Here is a 17,542-nt window from a genome sequence, read left to right as displayed (position 1 = left end):
CATCAAAACGCGGCGTAAATTGAAACTACAGCGAGCCTGAGCCTCCAAAGCCAATCAACCGCTCGTGTTCCAAATCATTTGATGACAGACACACTCGACCCGCAAGTGGTTCATCACCCAGTGCGAGCGAACGGGTGTTCCTGAGCACTTCACGGCTTCTCTGGTCGGTCACCAATCGGCACGATCGGAGAACGGGATCACCTACGGGATTTACTCGGCTGGCATCAGCGACGAGCAACGCCGGTCGATCGTCGATCAGATACGGCTTCCGGTATGAGTTTCCCTTACATTGATGCCTTCGAGGAGCGGGCTGCTATCGCCGAGTTCGATGGCGGTTGCACCCGCAAGGCAGCGGAAGATCTGGCTGCTCGTGCTCAGGGGTTCCGTAATGCGGAAGCCTACTGGCAATGGCTGGCTGACTATGTCGTCAACCGAAGTCCACCCTCATAGACAGAACCCTCGGCGGCCCTTAGCGGGTTGCCGGGGGTTCGAACCTTGATTTCTTTTTTGCCAAAGAGGGCGTTGGCCGATCGTGGGAGAGTGGTCTAGGCGGCGACTACTGGTCGCTCACTCTGCAGTTTTTCGAGTTCAAACGTCCCCGTTTGGACTTGTTCGGGCTGCTCTGGCCTGTAGGCTGAGCAGTATCCTAATAATCGAAAAAATCGTAAGATCTCACTTCAGATTAGTGCCCAACATGCAGATTAGTACACAAATTTTTGAGGACTGTATAAGAATGAAAATCACAATTTTTCATAAATTTGCTGGTGTCTGCTACGTCGGAGTGGCCTTGCTTACCCCATCACTTGGCCAGACCGAAAATACACCCACGAAGCGAGAGCTTGTCGCACGCTTGATTGAAACCCAAGCCTGTGTGGATTGTGACCTTAGCGGTTCTGACTTGAACGGTTTAAACCTCTCTGGCGCGAACTTGAGCGGCGCGGTCCTCACTAAAGCTGATCTTTCAGGGGCACGGCTATCTGACGCGAACCTGTCAGACGCGAATCTCGCTGGTGCAAACTTGCAAGGCGCAATTCTAAACCGTGCCAACTTGATCGGTACTGACCTATCAAATGCCAATCTATCTGCATCACGTCTACTGGAGGCTGACTTGCAAGGCGCAAACTTGACTGCTGCCGATTTAAGATGGGCAAAGTTCAGGCAAACTGACATTCGCAACGCAACTATGGTCAGGGCCAATCTTACCAAAGCGGAGGTCGCTGGCTGGTTTGACGACGGAGCAGTCTTCTGTGAAACCCTTGAACCCAATGGCACGTTAATTAACCGTGATTGTTACAAGCTTGCGGCGCAATCTAAAGAGGTCTTGTCTCAGCCATCCTCAGAGGACGTGACGAATGCTTCCATTGAACCAAGGGAAGCAGATTGGGCCGTGCTCAGCGACGTCGGTCGTGCCCAGCGAATGCTGTCCAAGCTGGGCTATTCCGCCGGTTCAATCGATGGAATCTGGGGACAGAGTACTAGAAGCGCGCTGGAAGAATTCCTAGCGAATAGGGGGCAGATTTTTGACGGCAGCTTTGGAGAGAACGAGATCGACACTCTCGAGTCTGCGGCTGCTGAAAGCGGTATAAAAGAGTACCCTAGCGTTGAATGGTCATACCGTTCTGCGCTTATTTCTTTTGGTGGCTACGAATTCGCAGATCAACCTGTTTTCGACATGATAAAAACCATCAGAGATATGCCGTCATTTGGGCTGAACACGGTGACTTTGGATTTTCGCTGCATTGGCTTAATGGAGGCCGACCTGCCTGCAGAATATCCTCTGGGGCGTCGAATGGGATGCGCAATCGCGAACAAGCAAATACTTGAAGATGAAGATTTCGCCTCAACGCGACGCGATGCTACGAGCCTCGCAATGGACGAAGCGAGAGCGGCGGGGCTGGCGGTCAATCTACGGCCAGCGTTCGCTGAGCTGGCCCGCAGGTTCGAACCAAGAGACGCCGCTGGTTATGGCACGGTTCCGCTGGATGTTTTTTTTGATGGGGATGGCCAAACGTGGTCAGGCTATGTGCCCATAATCATGGCTGTAGCTCGTTACGCTCAGGAAAATCAGGCTGAATACCTCACAATTGGCGTCGAATTGAATAATTTGAACAGCGCGATCGAGGCTGACGCGCGCTGGCCTGAGATCCTTGAAAAGATTCGCTCTGTATACGATGGGAAGCTCATCTATGCGCACAATTACAACAATGATTCAGACATCCGCAGACTTCCTGCAAGCCATGTGATGCGCCATGTTGACATAGTTGGGTTGAACTTCTTTCCAAATCAGATCATGGGAGGGCGGAAGGACTACTCCGCTGAATCTGTCGCCATCGCTTTGCAGCGAGCCCGTCTGGAAAACGGACAGAACATGATGGACGAGGCGGAAAGGCTACGCGCAGAGCTAGATGTTCCTGTCTTACTAACAGAGTCACACTTTCCAACTTGGAGAGGATCAGCCAATTGGATCTTCCGTGGTGGCTGCGATTATCAAAATGCAGGGCGCACAGGTTGGGATTTCACTCAAGGGCCGCTGCAAGAAAAAAAACCATCGGATGAACACGGTCGCCTCCTAGCTGCTGCTTTCATGTTGGCTTTCGAAGATGCGGACTGGGTCCACGGGACGGATTATATCTTCTGGAGCGTTGCGCATGCTTTCGATGACAGAACAGACACCAAAGAATTCGGTCCTTGTTCAAGTTGGCTTTGGAACAGCGATGACGGGATAAAGGAGTTGATCAGAGATTTCCATTCAATTTCTTCGAAATAGAGGTTCGGAGCGGCTGTGGAATCCGTCCGCTTCGGGCTCTGACCAGTCCTTCGCCGCCCTAGACATGAACATCCGCTCCGCCCTAACCACCAGCACCAGCGACCAGTCTTCAGCACCCGGAACGACTCGTCAGCGGTTGTCTCAGCGCCGGTGGGCGGGTCTCTAGCGGTCTCGTAGGCTGTCACGTCAGCGCCAGAAAACTGCTTCTCTAGCGGTCAGAAATGCCCCGTGCTCATTCCGCTGACGCTCCATTCCGCCCCCGCAACCGCCCCAGTTTCTCGGGCTTCGCTAAAAAGCCCTTAACAATCATCGGTTGGCAAGGATTCCTACCACCCCAGCCAGTCCTTCAGAACATGGAACGACAGCAGGCACTTGGGGCTAAACCCTCCGAGAAATGCCCCAGTTTATGCCCCAGTGGTTTCGGGTGTTACGGGTGTCGAAGGTGGGCCCTCAGAGGTCGTTGAAGGCCCATGCCACGGGTTATAGTCGATCGCGATCGACCCCGTTAGCCCAGTAGTCCCATTCGTCGCGCTTGTTATCCGCTGCCGATCCCTAAATCAGGCGATCCGGGCGCACACTATGTACTCCATCCCGCGAGCGCTGGAGAATTTACTCCGAATGAGATCAATTATGCGCTTCCGCTTGATGCAAATCAAAAATTACATTCTGATTTTGAGATATATTTAAGCACTTTCGGAGTTCTGCAAAAAGGAAAGGATGGCTGAAGTTTCAATGCTCCGCATTGGTGAAATTGGACCGTTGTCTGCTGCCTAAGAAGCCCACGGAAACTTGCAAATCGATGCACCAGTTGAGATGAAGAGAAGCGACGGAAAAAGACTTAAAGCGCTATGCGTAGCTACTTGCTCGCTTCTTTCTGCGTGCGCGCCCTCCCTTCCAGACATAAACACTGCCAATTTAGCATCGCGTTCAACGATAAACTTGTCCGTGCGGGTCGTAGACGGAGATGTCCGTAGCACCGCTTATACGCGAGGCGAAGGTGCTGTTTCGGGTATTGGCGCAGGCGCCGGAGGTGCTTTGGAGGCGGGGCTTTCCTCGGCAGACCCATTCGGACTGGCTCTCGGTGTCGCATTAGTTCCTGTGTTTGCCACTGCAGGAGGAATCTATGGTGCCACGAGTGGAACGTCGCGATCGCGTGAAGAAATTGTACGTGCAGTAGATACACTGAACCGGGCCTATCAACCATCAAAGTTTGAAAGAGCACTCGAAGCGACACTTTCCAACTCTTTGAGTACTGAACTTTTCGATGGCGTGCCGCCGTGTTTCTCAACCAGTTCAAGCAGATCAAGCTGCCCACAAGGTGCACAAGCTTCCAATCTTGTTATTCGCACCTCGTTTAACCTAGTCCCGGCCGATTCTGGTGCAGGTTCTGGAAATTTGGACTTTATTGTTCAGACGTTTTTGACCGCCGAACCTAAGGGTGTCCTGCAGCCGGAGTGTATTTCGCTCAGATATACGAATTTTGCTGGTAACTTGTTTGAGTTGGCAGAAAATAACGGTCAGCCCATGACAACGTCTCTTCAGTCGACGCTGTATGATTTTGCCTTGGAATTGCCTCTAGTTCTTAGATCTGCGGAAGCTGATTGGGGGGAATCAAGTTGGACAAGACTGAGGTGCGCCGAATGATGTGTTTGGATTGACATCGTCTCGAGCGTTCATAGCGCAACTGGAAACTTACATGCATCCGAGGATTTGCGGATTCGCCTGATTTAGGGATCGGCGGCGGATAACAAGCGCGACGATTGGGACTACTGGGCGAACGGGGTCGATCGCGATCGACTATAACCCGTGGCATGGGCCTTCAACGACCTCTGAGGGCCCACCCTCGGCACCCGTGACACCCGAAACCACTGGGGCATAAACGGGGGCATTTCTCGGAGGGTCTAGCCCCAAGTGCCTGCTGTCGTTCCATGTTCTGAAGGACTGGCTGGGGTGGTAGGAATCCTTGCCCTCCGATGATTGTTATCGCCTTTTCAGCGAAGCCCGAGAAACTGGGGCGGTTTCGGGGGCATTTCTGACCGCTAGAGAGGCCATTAGAGGGTGAGCACGGGGCATTTTAACCGCTAGAGAGGTCGTTAGCGGGTGCCAACTAGACCGCTGACCCGTCCACCGGCGCTGAGACGACCGCTGACGATCGGTTCCGGGGCGCTGAAGACTGGTCGCTGGTGCTGGCAGGTTGGTGGGGCTCAATTAGAAATGGGATATCTCCCGAACGTCCGGCGTCACATGATAAATGTGGCTCCTCAGTTTATTTTGCCGTGGCAGACCTAAAGCGTAGTCTGCTGCTGCAAACGCAGCATCCCAAGTCTCGGCGTGTTGAGGGCCACCCATTTCGCTGTCATTGAGAAAGCTGACAAAGAGCAACTTCGCGTCAACCCCGTGCTCCCGAAGCCACCAAAGGAAAGCTAAGCGATTGGCGTACTGATAATAAAGTTCCGACCAGTTAACATGGTCTCCAATTCCGAGATCGGCACGGACTGTCGCGAAAGCACGATTAATCTGCTCTCGTGAACGTTGACCAGCCTGCGACGGGGGCGAGAAAAATTCGCGAATGTGAGCCTTTGCTTCGACTAGAACTGGACCATGCGAAGTTAAACCTAAAGCATCCCACTGAGGCCCTCGTTGAGGCCAGAAGTCCTTCAAGGATGCAGTAAGGTGCCCGATTCCGAGGCGATTCAAAAAGGCCGCATCGCGATATTCGGCGTAGTCGTCTTCCTCTAGGGGCGAGACCCATTCAATGGTTGGAAGCTTTCTCGGCTGCAGGACCTCTGGACATCTGTCGACCGCTGCTTGAATCCATTTTAAGCTTCCTTTTGTTCCCTTCGGTTGGATAATTCTCATATTCACTCGACCGTATAGTTTGAACTCAATGCGTTTGGAGGAGCTCTATCCTCTCTGCGGAGCCAATGTATGCAGGCTTTTGGCTCGCGCCTCCGTCGTAGTCGCTGGATTTCCTTTCTTTTGAGAGCTCGTCAGCGAGATAAACTAAAATGACGGTTAAATGGGATGTAAGTGGCCTCTTAAGTTGAGGCCGGATGCCCCGACAAGCCCACCACATCGGTTTTCTCAACACCTTTGTTAAGCAATAAGTAGGCGTATCCCCCCACGATAACCAATGAAATCAAACCCGCTGCAATAGCGACTTCTCTCGCTATCGGGATGCCGAAGATCATCACTAACGCACCATTAGATACCCCAGCATTTAATGCCAGAGCCTCAATCACTGGAAGACCAGCGACTTTCGCAATCACTGCGCTATTCATTGCTCCAACAGATGATCCAAGAGCTGAGAACGCTGAAACAAGTCCGGGACTTACAGCCGCAGCGGTTTCAGAAACTATGATTATGGCTCCACTTGCCGACTTCATGGCCAAGAAAGTCGAGGTGGTTGCGGTGCCCAAAATGGCACCAGTGAAACCGCCTGCTGCGGCTCCTGCGACACTAACTATACCTGTGGCAATAGTCGTCGCGGTGCCTGAGACTATTAGAGCGCCACCATAAGCACCAGCCGCTAGCGTTGCTCCTGCTCCGACAACAGCTGCTCCGGCAATCTTCGCGCCGATCAAAGCGTCTCGATGGTCAATTACTCCATCATTATTGGCATCAAAGGCAGATTTTGGAGGTATTGCCTTACTTCCTATTTTCTTCGCGGCGTGGACGAAGTCCTTGTAATCTACTTTTCCATCACCGTTGACATCCATCGACTGTTTAGACGGGGTCAGAGCGTTAAGTGTTTTCTTGATAACCATACTAAAGTTCCAACTTGATACTAACTGTCCATCACCCTAACAGCTTAAAACTTTAAAATTCGACACTTTTTTGACAAAAAATACAAAGCAGAAGTCCCCCGGCAACCCGCTAAGGGCCGCCGAGGGTTCTGTGTCAGGGTGGTCTTCGGTTAACGACATAGTCAGCCAGCCATTGCCAGTAGGCTTCCGCATCACGGAAACCTTGTGCCCGAGCAGCCAGATCTTCCGCTGCCTTTCGGGTGCAACCGCCATCGTATTCGGCGATAGCAGCCCGTTCCTCGAACGCATCAATATCCGGGAAACTCATACCGGAAGCCGTATCTGATCCACGATCGACCGCCGCTGCTCGTCGCTGATGCCAGCCGAATAAATCCCGTAGGTGATCCCGTTCTCCGACCGCGCCGATTGATGACCAACCAGAGAGGCTGTGAAGTGCTCAGGGACACCCGTTCGCTCGCACTGGGTCACAAACCACTTGCGGGTCGAGTGAAACACCAGTCCCGGTCGCTCCAGACCCAGCCGACGTCTCAGTCTCGCAAACCCCTTGGTGACGTGCGCCACGGTCAGATCAGGAAACAGAGGGCCATGGCTAGGCAATTGTTGGAAGGTCTCATCCAGCACCGGGTGGACCGGAACCAGTCTCTCCGCCGCGTCCGTCTTCAACAGTCGTAGTTGGTTAGGTCGAACATGAACGAAGCACCCGAGATTGCCCTTGGCCACGAGGTCTTCCCGAAGCAGCCCGACCGCTTCCCCCGCTCGCATTCCTGATAGCAGACAAGTCAGCAGAACCGGATGTAACTCCCGGTCCTTGGCTCCCAGCAGCCGCACGACTTCCTCGTCAGTCGGGACGGCATAAGGCGCAGGGCGCACCTTGCGATCGAAGAGAACAGTCCTGAAAGGATTGACCTCCAGATGCCCCTCATAGACCACCCAGTCGAGGAAGTGATTGACCTGAGACCAGATACGCCGCTGGGTTCTGACTGTAATAGTCACCGATCCCCGAGACGAGAACGCGACCAGTTGGTCCAGGGTCAGCCCACGGGTCCTCTCTGACTTGCCGATCATTGGAGACAGTTGGGCTATGGCGCTCAGAAAGTCGCGCCCGTCCGTTCTAGTCAGGCTGCAAACCGACTGGTCACCGTTTCGGCTAGCGAATAACCCGACAGAGTATCGGACCGATTTGAACCCGCTGGGTCGTAGCTCGTTACTGCGCTTGTTCAGATAGACCCGGCTTAACTCACGAACCGGCACCTTTACCGGCGCTGATGGTCTGGCGAAGCTGGACCGCTCCAGATTACATCCAGAGTCCTCCAGAGTGGCCCGGAGACGGACGAGAGACGACTCTGGTTGGTCAAGCCATTCAGGAACGTCAGCGGTGCTCTCTGGAGCAGACAGGGCGTCTTCAGCTTGCGACCGAACCTGTTCCACCAGCGTTTCGAACCGCGCATTGACTTCAGCGGCTCGGACGCGGGCGGTGTTGCGGTCACTGGTCTTGAGGCTTTGCTTCAGCGCCTGAGCGCCCAGTGCGAGAGCCACGTCAACGGGATAGTTGCGCCTGAACAACCACGTATGGCCTTTCAGATAGGCATGGCGAATGTGAGCAGACATCAATCTCCTCCTTTCAGCGTTGGAATGTGGGATGGGATCAGTTGGTTGAGACGAGTCGAACGATCATCTCGAGGGCCGGTTCGCCGTAGGACCCAGCCAGTGGGCCAGTGACAGCAAAACCGGTCACGCAGTCTTCAAACACCTCTTCCACCCGGAACAGATGCTCAGGGACGTCATCGAAGGCCTGGACGACCACGACGTCGCCGGGGTTTAGCTCCAGCTCAGTCATCGTCGGACCTCCACGTCCAGAGAACGGCCAGCAAAACCAGCGCGGAGACAGCGGGATGGGACCGAGAGACCACCCAGAGCATCGTCGTCAGGACGGCCTTGGGCGGTGGGTGTAAAAGAAAACCCCCGACGAGAACGCCGAGGGCAGACAGGTACTTCATGGATCAAACTCCTGCAGTTGCTTCTTTATTTAGATGCAGGAGGTTGCTCAGTTTTGACGGAGGTGGACGTTCAGGTTTTCCGCGCGGATGGCAGGTTTGCAGACGAAGGGTCGACCAGTTTCCTGCCTAAAGGAAAAACAACCGTACTGCCTTATCAGAACCGAACGCTTAAGTTTGCACCGAGGCCATGCTCTTGGCCGTTGGAGCGAACTGAATAGCCATATCCTGCCGTTAGTCTGGCCAGATCAGAAATCTGATACCCTAGCCCCAGACCAAGTACGAAGCCATTTGCCCCTCGGTTTTGTCCGACTTGTGTGAACGTGCCAAATATCGGGCTCGTTACAGTGATTTCGTGCTCACTGTCTTTGTTTGCAAAGAAGTCATATTCATACCGGGCAAAGGCGATTGGGGTTAGCAAACCACTCTCTGTCAAGAAGTCGCGTTGATAATCAACTCCAATGGAAGCGACCAGGGACTCCGCGTTCGCTTTTTCAATTGAGTAGTTGAAATCACCACCGCCAGTCTCTGTGCCTGAACCTTGTTGAATACGCCCGTAGTTCAATCCAAAAACCGTAGAGACCCTTGCACCGCTGTCCAGGTTAAACAACTTCCGTGCCTGGATACCGGCGTGAATTCCTTCTTGGTCCAAATCAGACTTTGCCTCGCCTCCCGTAAAAGCATCAACAGAAGGGTTATTCCGGTTGGCGTCCGTTTCGCCGAACATGTAACCGATCAGCCCAGAGAACTCCCACGTTCCGGTTGTTGTACGCCCATAGACACCCACGTGATAGCTGTCGGTCGAAAAGTCCTGATCGACTTGATCGTGCTCATCCATGGAGGACGTCCCGAAGCCTGCATACACTCCGACCACACCTCTATCGGTACTTGCAACATCCGCTCCGACCAAAATGGTGCCCAGCGAATAGTCGAATGTGCCAAGGCCGTTATTTCCCTCAACGTCCCCGTTCACATAGGCCGTGTCGATCCACCAGCGCCGATCAGAACAGTCGATTGCGCCACTCGGGCTATGGGCCGTGTCGATGTCGCCTGCTGCAACGGGTTGATCCTTGTTGCTGAAGCCGACCGCTTGATACTTGCGGCAGTCAGCGTGGCTCAAAACTGTGTTGGTTATCAGGTCTAATTGCTCAAGCCCAATGGTCAAGTTGGAGGAATAAGGCTCCGCGTGCACACGGTTAAACCCTGCCAGACCTGAATTGGTAAGCGTGTTTACGGCATTACCCAAGGTTGACCCATTGGTCAGATTGGTTCCGGGTGACATGTTTGTGGTGTTGGCCACCGCGCCAGCCAGATTGCTGGCATTTGGCGAATTGGTAACTGCTGGGTTCTGAGGTAAGCTTGCCACCGGTTGTGCCGTGAATGCTATATCAATCTGACCATCTGTGGTCGGCGTGTTGGCTATCGTCAAATTAGACAACGCAGGAAGAGAACCTCCAGCAACAAGCGTCGGTGAGTCTCCATCGAACCTGGAAGCCCGAAAAACAGTGTAATTGTTGCCAGCAGCATAATCTTGTGCAGTCAGACCAGGTTGGGCAGCCTCTACTTGAATTGTGGCGCGGTTAATTCCTGTAACTGGCCCGCTGGATGACACCAAGTCAGCTTTCTGCCCGGCCGTCGGATCGACTTCAGTTAAGAGCCGTGACCCAGTTTCAAACGCGATTCCGCCACTGTTGTTGAGTGTACCAATTGAAAAGCCTGGCGAAAGCACCCCGCCGTTTTTAACTGTGAAGTTGAATGCGTTCACGGTTCCCGTTCCGGCCAGCGTGCCAAAGTTCTCAAAATTTACGGTGTTCAAACTGCTTGCCGCATCAAGCCGAACGGTTGTACCTGCGGCTATCGCCATATCGCTGGTCGAAGAAATCGAACTATTCGTCAGCGTGAAGTCAGAAGCCTCTGCAATCCAGGTTTGGATAAAATACGCCCCGAAAACCACCTCGGTCGCCCCCATAACAGTCAGGTTGTCATAGGTTAACGGTCGGTCAGACTGGAAGTAGACTTCAGTGGGGTCGATATTAGCCCCGTTGAATGGAGCGAATGTCATTGATCTGCCGGAACCGATCGACGTTCCAATGAGGTTCACTCGGAGCTTCCCGTTGATGTTTGTCGCCAAGGCTTCTCGGGAAACAAAGTCTCCGCTGCCCGCCGCGACATCAACATTCAGAAGAGTTAAAACTGAAGCATTGCTTGGAACGGTATTTTGGCCAGGAACGTACAACTCAATTTCACCTGAGGACGTGATTGAGGAGTTTCCAATTGTTAGTCCTGTAATGGGCCCGTTTGGGATCGGAAGACACGTGCGTTCCGTCGTTGAGATTGTTTGATTGACGCGAGTGCTTTCAGATCCAGAAGAGTACTCTATCCGAGGAGAACCCAATTCTACGCAGGCTTGCGAGCTTTGAGCTTGCGCGTCGTCCGTCACCAGCACAAAAGCCAAGGCTCCCAGTGTTGAATTAATGAAAACTGAACGCTGAGCATGTTGTGCCGTCGGTGCCGAGCTCTTTGTTTCCATCACCTTTCTCCTCTTATTCCATCGGCGAGAGTACACCCAAATGTGATACACCGTGAGTCTTTTGGCGTGCTTAAAAAAGTTGAACGATTGACTGCTTTGGGCTCGAAGCGGCAGTTCGCTGCATTAGGATTGAACATCCGCTCCGCCCCAACCCGCCAGCACCAGCAACCAGTCTTCAGCACCCGGAACGACTCGTCAGTGGGTCGTCCGCGCCAGTGGACGGCCCTCTAGCGGTCTAGTTGGCAGCCTCTCTAGCAGCCAAAATGCCCCCGAAACCGCCCCAGTTTCTCGGGCTTCGCTGAAAAGCCGATAACAATCATCGGACAGCAAGGATTCCTACCACCCCAGCCACCCACTCACTAATCTTCAGCTCACGAGAGTTTGCGTCGATATTGCTGCGTGATTTCCGCACCTTGGCTCAAGCAACTTTCGACATAGACATGGGATAAGCAGTAAAAACGGCCGATTTCGGCCCTTAATCTCAGTTTGCCAATTCGGCGGTACGAGTTTGGTAGATTTTGGAGAGGTTTTGCTCAGAGCTTAGCAAACCGTTCGCGTTGCTCAGACCAGAGAGCCGGGACGCCTGACCTGATGAGATAGTTAGACGTGAGGCCATCCGGCTGTTCGCCTAATGCGATGGAGTCGAGAATGTCCGGCGCCAGCATCGCCAGATCGACTACATCCTGAACGCGGCGCTTGGATGTGCTTTCCGTCTTTGCGATTTCGGTAAAGGTCTTTCCGCTCTTGATCATAGCCATCCACCGCTGCGCTTTGACGATGTTCTGAACCAGAGTGAGATCCGCCTCCGAGGGTGCGTCTCCCAGATGTAACTTCAGCTCGACTCCTCGTCGGCGCATCCGGAACGGAGCTTCGATGCACAGGGCAGATATGTCTAACCGATCTAGTTTGCACTCAAGCTGCTCGGCTATTTCCCTGTGGCCAAGAAGAACAGTCACCTGGCCTGGTTTGAGATCAACTCGCGCGACAAGAGCAAGGCACTGTTTCGCACTTTGAATGGATTGCAATTTCGTGGAGATGCCCGGGATCTCTGCAGCAGATACGTCCCGCAGGAGGGCTATAGCAAAATCCGGACAGCTCAGGTTTTTTCTGATGACGTCAGCGATCAAAGTTTCCAGTTCATCCGCAGGCAGACGCCAAGCATCTGGATGCTTCTGGCTGCGGCCCTTCACCAGTCGGTGGGAGATGTAGTACCGCAGGCGTGTGCCATTCTTCCTGCTGTGGCTGGGTGTCAGGCGGTCGCCGGTTTCATCGAACAGCTTGCTAGCCAATAGGGATCGCCGGGCTTTGCTTTTGGCCCCTCGCGATTTTGCGGCCCCGTCTTGCAGCATCTGCTGAACCCGGTCCCAGACGTCAGGCGCGATGATCGCAGGATGCTGACCGTCATAAACTTGGCCTTTGTGACGAATCCGCCCGGCATAAATCGGGTTGCTCAGAATATGATGGATATGCCCGCGATCAATATGAATACCGCCAGACACCAGCCCTTCCCCACGCACGCGCCGCCGAGATCTGAGGTCCATCGCGTCTGCGCACTCTTTCACAACGCGGATGAGGCCATGCTCAAGATAGAGATCATAGAGTGCTTTAACAGTCGCCGCTTCCTCCGGCTCAATCTTCAGCGTCCGGCCACCTGCCTGATAGCCTAAAGGGACGTTGCCTCCCATCCAAAGCCCCTTGCGCTTAGAAGCAGCTATTTTGTCGCGGATGCGCTCAGCCGTGACCTCTCGCTCAAATTGCGCAAAGCTGAGCAGAACATTCAATGTGAGCCGTCCCATGCTGGTCGCTGTATTGAAGCTTTGCGTGACCGACACAAACGACGCTTCGGCTTGATCCAACCGTTCCACAAGCTTTGCGAAGTCCGCCAGTGAGCGGGTCAACCGGTCGATCTTATAGACCACGATCTGATCGACGCGTTTGTCATCCACGGCTTGCATCAACCCCTGCAAGGCGGGGCGCTCGAGATGTCCGCCGGAGATCCCGCCATCGTCGTAGCGATCCGGGAGCAGCTCCCATCCTTCATGCTTCTGGCTAGCGATGTAGGCTTCGCAGGCCTCTCTTTGCGCATCCAGAGAGTTGAAGTCTTGCTCAAGCCCTTCTTCCGAGCTCTTGCGGGTATAGATCGCACAGCGGACCCTGCGCATCACTGGACCCCGAAGAAGCGCGGGCCGGACCAATGGGCGCCGGTGATATACTGGGCGATGGCTGACAGCGAACGCCAGGTTTTACCGTCCATGACGTACCCACCCTCAACGACCTCGACCTGGTAAGTCCGCCCGTTCCATTCTCGAACAAGCTGAGAACCGGGCTTGGCGGTCGTGGTCAACGTTTTCCCAGCTGCAATCTGCTTCAGTCGCCGGGTGGTTTTAACAGACACACCGCCCAGCGCCCTGTTCTGCGTTTCCCAGATTAGCACCCGCTTCATGAACTGTGGCGAAAGATACTTCGGTGGTGAGCGCCCGAAGGTCTCTCGCCATCGGTCGAGGCACGCTGCGCGATCAAGGGCTTCGATCTCTGATATTTGGATCGAAACATCTTCGTTTTGCTCCGCTTTCATTGGTTGCCCTGCATTTCGACAATTCGGTAGATCGATCCCTTGTCGGTCTCCGCCCTGTCGACCACACGTCCTGCTTTGCGCTGCGCGGATATCGCCGCCCGAGCCGTATGCGGTTGCCAGCCGAAGGTCTGTTGAAGTTGTGCGATTGTGACGCCGGACTTCCGCGTCAGCATTTTGTACAGCTGCTTTTGGCGGGTCGGCTTTTTGGCAACCTTCGTGTTTCTGTCCGAATTTTGGGTTGCCGCAATTGGTGTTGTCATCGTGTTTCTCCACTCTGAGGGCAAAGGTTTATTCCTCGCCCTGTACTGAGTGGAGCCCAGTGATCCCGGGCATGTTCGACACAGCCAGTACCGCTCTGAACCGTCGTGAAGTCCAGTCCATTCAAGGAGAAAGCCCGAACTTTTTTAGATCAGTGGGTAATGGCTTCCGTTCCCACTTTCCGACCACAAGCGGTCATCTGACGGAAAGACTCAGATGACTGCATCGAGCCCATCTTGACCGATTCTGCGCGACGCACGAACGGGCGTGAACCACGTTTTGCCGCCATTTGTTATGGTTAGTAAGGTCCCAGAGCTGCCCTTGAGGACTGTTTTCAAATGCTGCATTCGCAGTTCGCATTGCTGCCGTTCGCTGCACCTGCTTGATCTCGGTAGCGATAGACGTCTGTACAGTGGACCTTGCAGTCCTCCGATTCTTGCACTGGATGGCGGCAGTCAGCTAAACGCTGACCTCGTCAATTTTCACCTGGACGACAAACCGAGTATCGCTCGTGCCTGCGTAGGTGTTGCGACTGGTCGGCCGTACTGAACGCAGATATCCGACGTGCGTTCGACCAATGCGGCGTTCGATGAGGCCAAAGTTTTTTTGTCCAGACGCACATTGTCTTCCAGACCCGTTCGTGCATGGCCTCCGGACGAAATTGCCCATTCGTTCAAAACAATCTGTTGCGCCCCAATCCCGGCGGCGCACCAGGGGGCGCCAGGGAATAGTCTATTGACAGTTTTTACATAGAAATCAAAAATCTCACGGTCTGCCGGCATCGCGTTTTGGACACCCATGACAAATTGCACATAAGGCGTATCTTTGATTTGCCCTTTCCGATGCATGTCAGCCGCCTTCAGAATGTGACTCAGGTCGAAGGCTTCGATCTCAGGCTTGACGCCATAGGTCACCATTTCCGCCGCCAACCAGTCGACCAGATCAGGCGGGTTTTCATACACGCGCGTTGGAAAGTTGTTCGACCCCACCGACAAGGAGGCCATATCCGGCCGCAATGGCAACATGCCACCCCGCGTCTTGCCCGCACCGGACCGCCCGCCTGTCGAAAACTGAATGATCATGCCGGGGCAGTGTTTCTCCAACCCCTCTTTCAATCTTGCGAATTTGTCAGGATCGCTTGACGGCGTTTCGTCTTCATTGCGCACATGTGCGTGGCAGATGGTTGCCCCCGCTTCGAACGCTTGCTGGGTGCTTTCGATTTGTTCTTCGACGGTTATTGGCACGGCCGGGTTATTGGCCTTTGTGGGCAAAGACCCGGTTATCGCGACGCAAATGATGCACGGCTCGCCCATGTCACACCTCTTGGGGTGCCAGGACGAAATCAAATTCGACATCCCAATACGGACCGTCGAAGCCAACTTGCTCGGAGCGTACCGGGTCATCGACGCGGTTGAACTCGGCAATCAGACTTTCTTTGACACCAAAAACGGAATCCGAATGGAGATATTTGTCCTCGGGGTCAAAAATGTGGGTTGTCAGTTCGTCATACCCATCCTTTGACACAATGTAGTGCAAATGGGCCGGGCGAAACGGATGGCGACCCAACCGGTTCAACAAATCTCCGACGGGGCCATCGTCAGGAATAGAATAATGTTTGGGCCTGACAGCGCGGAACCAGTATTTTCCGTCCGGTCCCGTTCTAAAAACACCGCGCAGGTTAAAGTCGGGTTGGATGCCTTTTTGCTGAACGTCATAGAACCCTTCGTCGTTTGCCTGCCAGACGTCGATTTTGACGCCTTCCAGCGCGTTGCCATCAACATCTGTCACGCGCCCCCGTACCACCATATCTTCGCCCTTCTGGTCGAGGCATATGTTGTGGCCCATTGCATATTCAGGGGCATCGCCGACGTGAAATGGGCCCAACACAGTGTTCTCCGAAGCACCAGAGGGGCGGCGGGAATTTACAGCATCCACCAACATCGACACGCCCAAAACATCGGACAAAAGTATGAACTCTTGCCTCCAGTCGTCGCACATATGACCAATCTTGGTGAGGAACATGATGGCTTCGAACCATTCCTGCTGCGTCGGTTCGATTTCTTTAACCGCTTCATGAAGCTTGCGGGTGATCACCTCCATCACCTCTTTAAGCCTTTCGCTTTCCGCATTTTTGTTGCGGGCCGCAACCACCTCGGCCGAGTTTTCCTCGGTGAAGTATCCCATCTCATGCGAGTCCATTGTGATCTCCTAACCTGTAAAACCTGATCCGTTTCTGTTTATCGCGAAAGGACTGTGGTCAGAGCGCGACGCAGTTCGGCTTCGGCATCCTCAACCATATCGGTCGAGCGCCAAGCGATGTGTTGATCAGGACGGACCAGCAAACAGCCCGTATCCGAAATTTCCGATGCGCGCGCCCAATCCCCGGTGTGGTCAACATAGGTCTGTCGCGGGCCGATGACGTGACAGCGAATGGGCATTCCCAGCTCATTTGAGACGGTCTCGGCCGCTGCTACCCAGGCCTCGCCACCAATTCCGGTCAGCACGGTGAATTCTCCGCGACCACACAAATCCAGAGTTGAATGCTTGTTCCCTGTATCATGATCAAACACCCAGACATGTGGAATACGCGCGCCGGGCCAAGTCGTCGGCTGGAAGTGGAGTTCGGCGTCCTGATAGAAACCGGGGTTCGGTTGGCCATCTGTTTCAATTGCGCGGGAGTCGTAACGTTGATTCATTTCGACACCGTGGGCGTCGAATTCATATTTCTTGAAGGCAATGGCCTCGCGGATTGCCTGTCTTTGCGCCGCAGCTTCCGGCGTTGACCCGGTCCTTGCCTCAAGGTTGCTTTGCATGACCTGCGGGTCGACCCCTTCGGCCATGCCAAGCGCTTCGAAGATCGGTCCGAATTCACCAATCGACTGGTTGGCCCGCGTGACGATCTGCTTTGCCACCGGTGCGCGTTCCTCGCTGTAGCTGTCCAACAAGCGTTTTCCAGCATGACCTTTCAATACGGCCGCCAGCTTCCACGCGAGGTTAAAGCTGTCCTGGATCGACGTGTTCGACCCGAGCCCGTTGGATGGTGGGTGTCGGTGTGCCGCGTCACCCATAATGAACACGCGATCCTTCTGCATATGGGTCGCGTACATGTTGTTGACGGTCCAGGTGTTGGCACTGATCAGTTCGATCTCAAGCTCGGGATCGCCAACCAATTGCCGTGCTACTTGCGTGGCCATCGCCTCATCAACTTCGGGGGCTGGTTGATTGATGTCATAGCCCCAGACAATGAGCCATTCGTTCCACGGGCGGACCATGCGGACCAGACCCATGCCGATGCCACCCACATTTGCGCCGGGTTGCATCACCCAGTAGAGAACCGATGGGCGATGCGCGACGTATTTGCTGAGATCCGCGCGGAACAGGATGTTCATCGAACCACCGACACCCATCTGGCCTTCAAAAGGTAGCCCCTCATGTTCGGCGACCAGAGAATTGCCCCCGTCCGCACCGACAAGGTACTTCGACCGGATGGTGATCTCTTCACCCGACAACCGATCAAGGCACGTCGTCGTCACTCCATCTGCGTCTTGCTCATGACGCAAGTGTCTGCCATCAGCACTCATGGAACAGAATAGGTTGATTGCGTAACGGAGGATTTCAGGCTCATCGTAACCATCAGAGAGTGGAGATGAG

At 54.1% G+C, this 17,542-nt stretch carries 15 protein-coding genes; 3 read left to right on the top strand and 12 right to left on the bottom strand.

The genetic code is table 11. The features are described from left to right. The first annotated feature begins 273 nt into the window (after positions 1 to 273). From ACR0DB_RS22370 to ACR0DB_RS22360, 3 genes are all read left to right on the top strand, one after another. The gene (locus ACR0DB_RS22370) at positions 274 to 450 is read left to right on the top strand and encodes a hypothetical protein (protein ID WP_170499280.1); all 177 of its coding nucleotides are present in this window, start codon (positions 274 to 276) and stop codon (positions 448 to 450) included. 283 nt (positions 451 to 733) lie between these two features. Further along, positions 734 to 2,767, top strand: coding sequence for a pentapeptide repeat-containing protein (locus tag ACR0DB_RS22365; protein ID WP_480553066.1), 2,034 nt, complete (start codon positions 734 to 736; stop codon positions 2,765 to 2,767). 1,035 nt (positions 2,768 to 3,802) lie between these two features. Continuing rightward, positions 3,803 to 4,411 carry a hypothetical protein gene (locus ACR0DB_RS22360; protein ID WP_170756425.1) on the top strand — a complete coding sequence of 203 codons (609 nt, stop codon included), beginning with the start codon at positions 3,803 to 3,805 and terminating at the stop codon, positions 4,409 to 4,411. 564 nt (positions 4,412 to 4,975) lie between these two features. Here the strand turns inward: ACR0DB_RS22360 and ACR0DB_RS22355 are convergent. From ACR0DB_RS22355 to ACR0DB_RS22300, 12 genes are all read right to left on the bottom strand, one after another. Further along, positions 4,976 to 5,626 (bottom strand): hypothetical protein, encoded by a 651-nt coding sequence (locus ACR0DB_RS22355; RefSeq protein ID WP_170624659.1) that lies wholly within the window; start codon positions 5,624 to 5,626, stop codon positions 4,976 to 4,978. A 179-nt stretch (positions 5,627 to 5,805) separates the two neighbouring features. Next, a complete protein-coding gene (locus ACR0DB_RS22350) occupies positions 5,806 to 6,534 on the bottom strand; it encodes a dockerin type I domain-containing protein (protein WP_170624661.1) in 729 nt (242 codons plus the stop codon). A gap of 133 nt (positions 6,535 to 6,667) precedes the next feature. Continuing rightward, the gene (locus tag ACR0DB_RS22345; protein ID WP_165590725.1) at positions 6,668 to 6,841 is read right to left on the bottom strand and encodes a hypothetical protein; all 174 of its coding nucleotides are present in this window, start codon (positions 6,839 to 6,841) and stop codon (positions 6,668 to 6,670) included. Then, positions 6,838 to 8,142 carry a DUF6538 domain-containing protein gene (locus ACR0DB_RS22340; RefSeq protein ID WP_480553064.1) on the bottom strand — a complete coding sequence of 435 codons (1,305 nt, stop codon included), beginning with the start codon at positions 8,140 to 8,142 and terminating at the stop codon, positions 6,838 to 6,840. Before ACR0DB_RS22340 ends, ACR0DB_RS22345 begins: the two co-directional genes overlap by 4 nt. Positions 8,143 to 8,179: 37 nt before the next feature. Further along, on the bottom strand, positions 8,180 to 8,371 hold the full coding sequence (locus ACR0DB_RS22335) for a hypothetical protein (protein WP_480553063.1): 192 nt from the start codon (positions 8,369 to 8,371) through the stop codon (positions 8,180 to 8,182). Between the two features lie 314 nt (positions 8,372 to 8,685). Then, positions 8,686 to 11,058: an autotransporter family protein gene (locus tag ACR0DB_RS22330; protein ID WP_480553062.1), complete on the bottom strand. Its 2,373-nt coding sequence runs from the start codon at positions 11,056 to 11,058 to the stop codon at positions 8,686 to 8,688. 533 nt (positions 11,059 to 11,591) lie between these two features. After that, a complete protein-coding gene (locus ACR0DB_RS22325; protein ID WP_058279952.1) occupies positions 11,592 to 13,220 on the bottom strand; it encodes a recombinase family protein in 1,629 nt (542 codons plus the stop codon). Further along, positions 13,220 to 13,633 (bottom strand): DUF2924 domain-containing protein, encoded by a 414-nt coding sequence (locus tag ACR0DB_RS22320; RefSeq protein WP_082643509.1) that lies wholly within the window; start codon positions 13,631 to 13,633, stop codon positions 13,220 to 13,222. Before ACR0DB_RS22320 ends, ACR0DB_RS22325 begins: the two co-directional genes overlap by 1 nt. Beyond that, positions 13,630 to 13,893, bottom strand: a complete 264-nt coding sequence (locus ACR0DB_RS22315) for a DUF3489 domain-containing protein (protein ID WP_058279951.1) — start codon at positions 13,891 to 13,893, stop codon at positions 13,630 to 13,632. The genes ACR0DB_RS22320 and ACR0DB_RS22315 overlap by 4 nt, the downstream gene beginning before the upstream one ends. A gap of 480 nt (positions 13,894 to 14,373) precedes the next feature. Next, positions 14,374 to 15,204 carry a 3-oxoadipate:acetyl-CoA acetyltransferase gene (locus ACR0DB_RS22310; protein ID WP_170353296.1) on the bottom strand — a complete coding sequence of 277 codons (831 nt, stop codon included), beginning with the start codon at positions 15,202 to 15,204 and terminating at the stop codon, positions 14,374 to 14,376. Position 15,205: 1 nt separating this feature from the next. After that, complete coding sequence (locus ACR0DB_RS22305; RefSeq protein WP_170353295.1) at positions 15,206 to 16,090, bottom strand: intradiol ring-cleavage dioxygenase; 885 nt, start codon at positions 16,088 to 16,090, stop codon at positions 15,206 to 15,208. Positions 16,091 to 16,128: 38 nt separating this feature from the next. Next, positions 16,129 to 17,542 (bottom strand): FAD-dependent monooxygenase (locus ACR0DB_RS22300; protein WP_480553060.1); only part of this gene is annotated, 1,414 nt, incomplete at its 5' end.

The organism is Ruegeria sp. AB6, from assembly GCF_056542685.1.
Note: the sequence above shows the minus strand (reverse complement) of the source record. Positions and strands in the feature narration are given on the sequence as shown.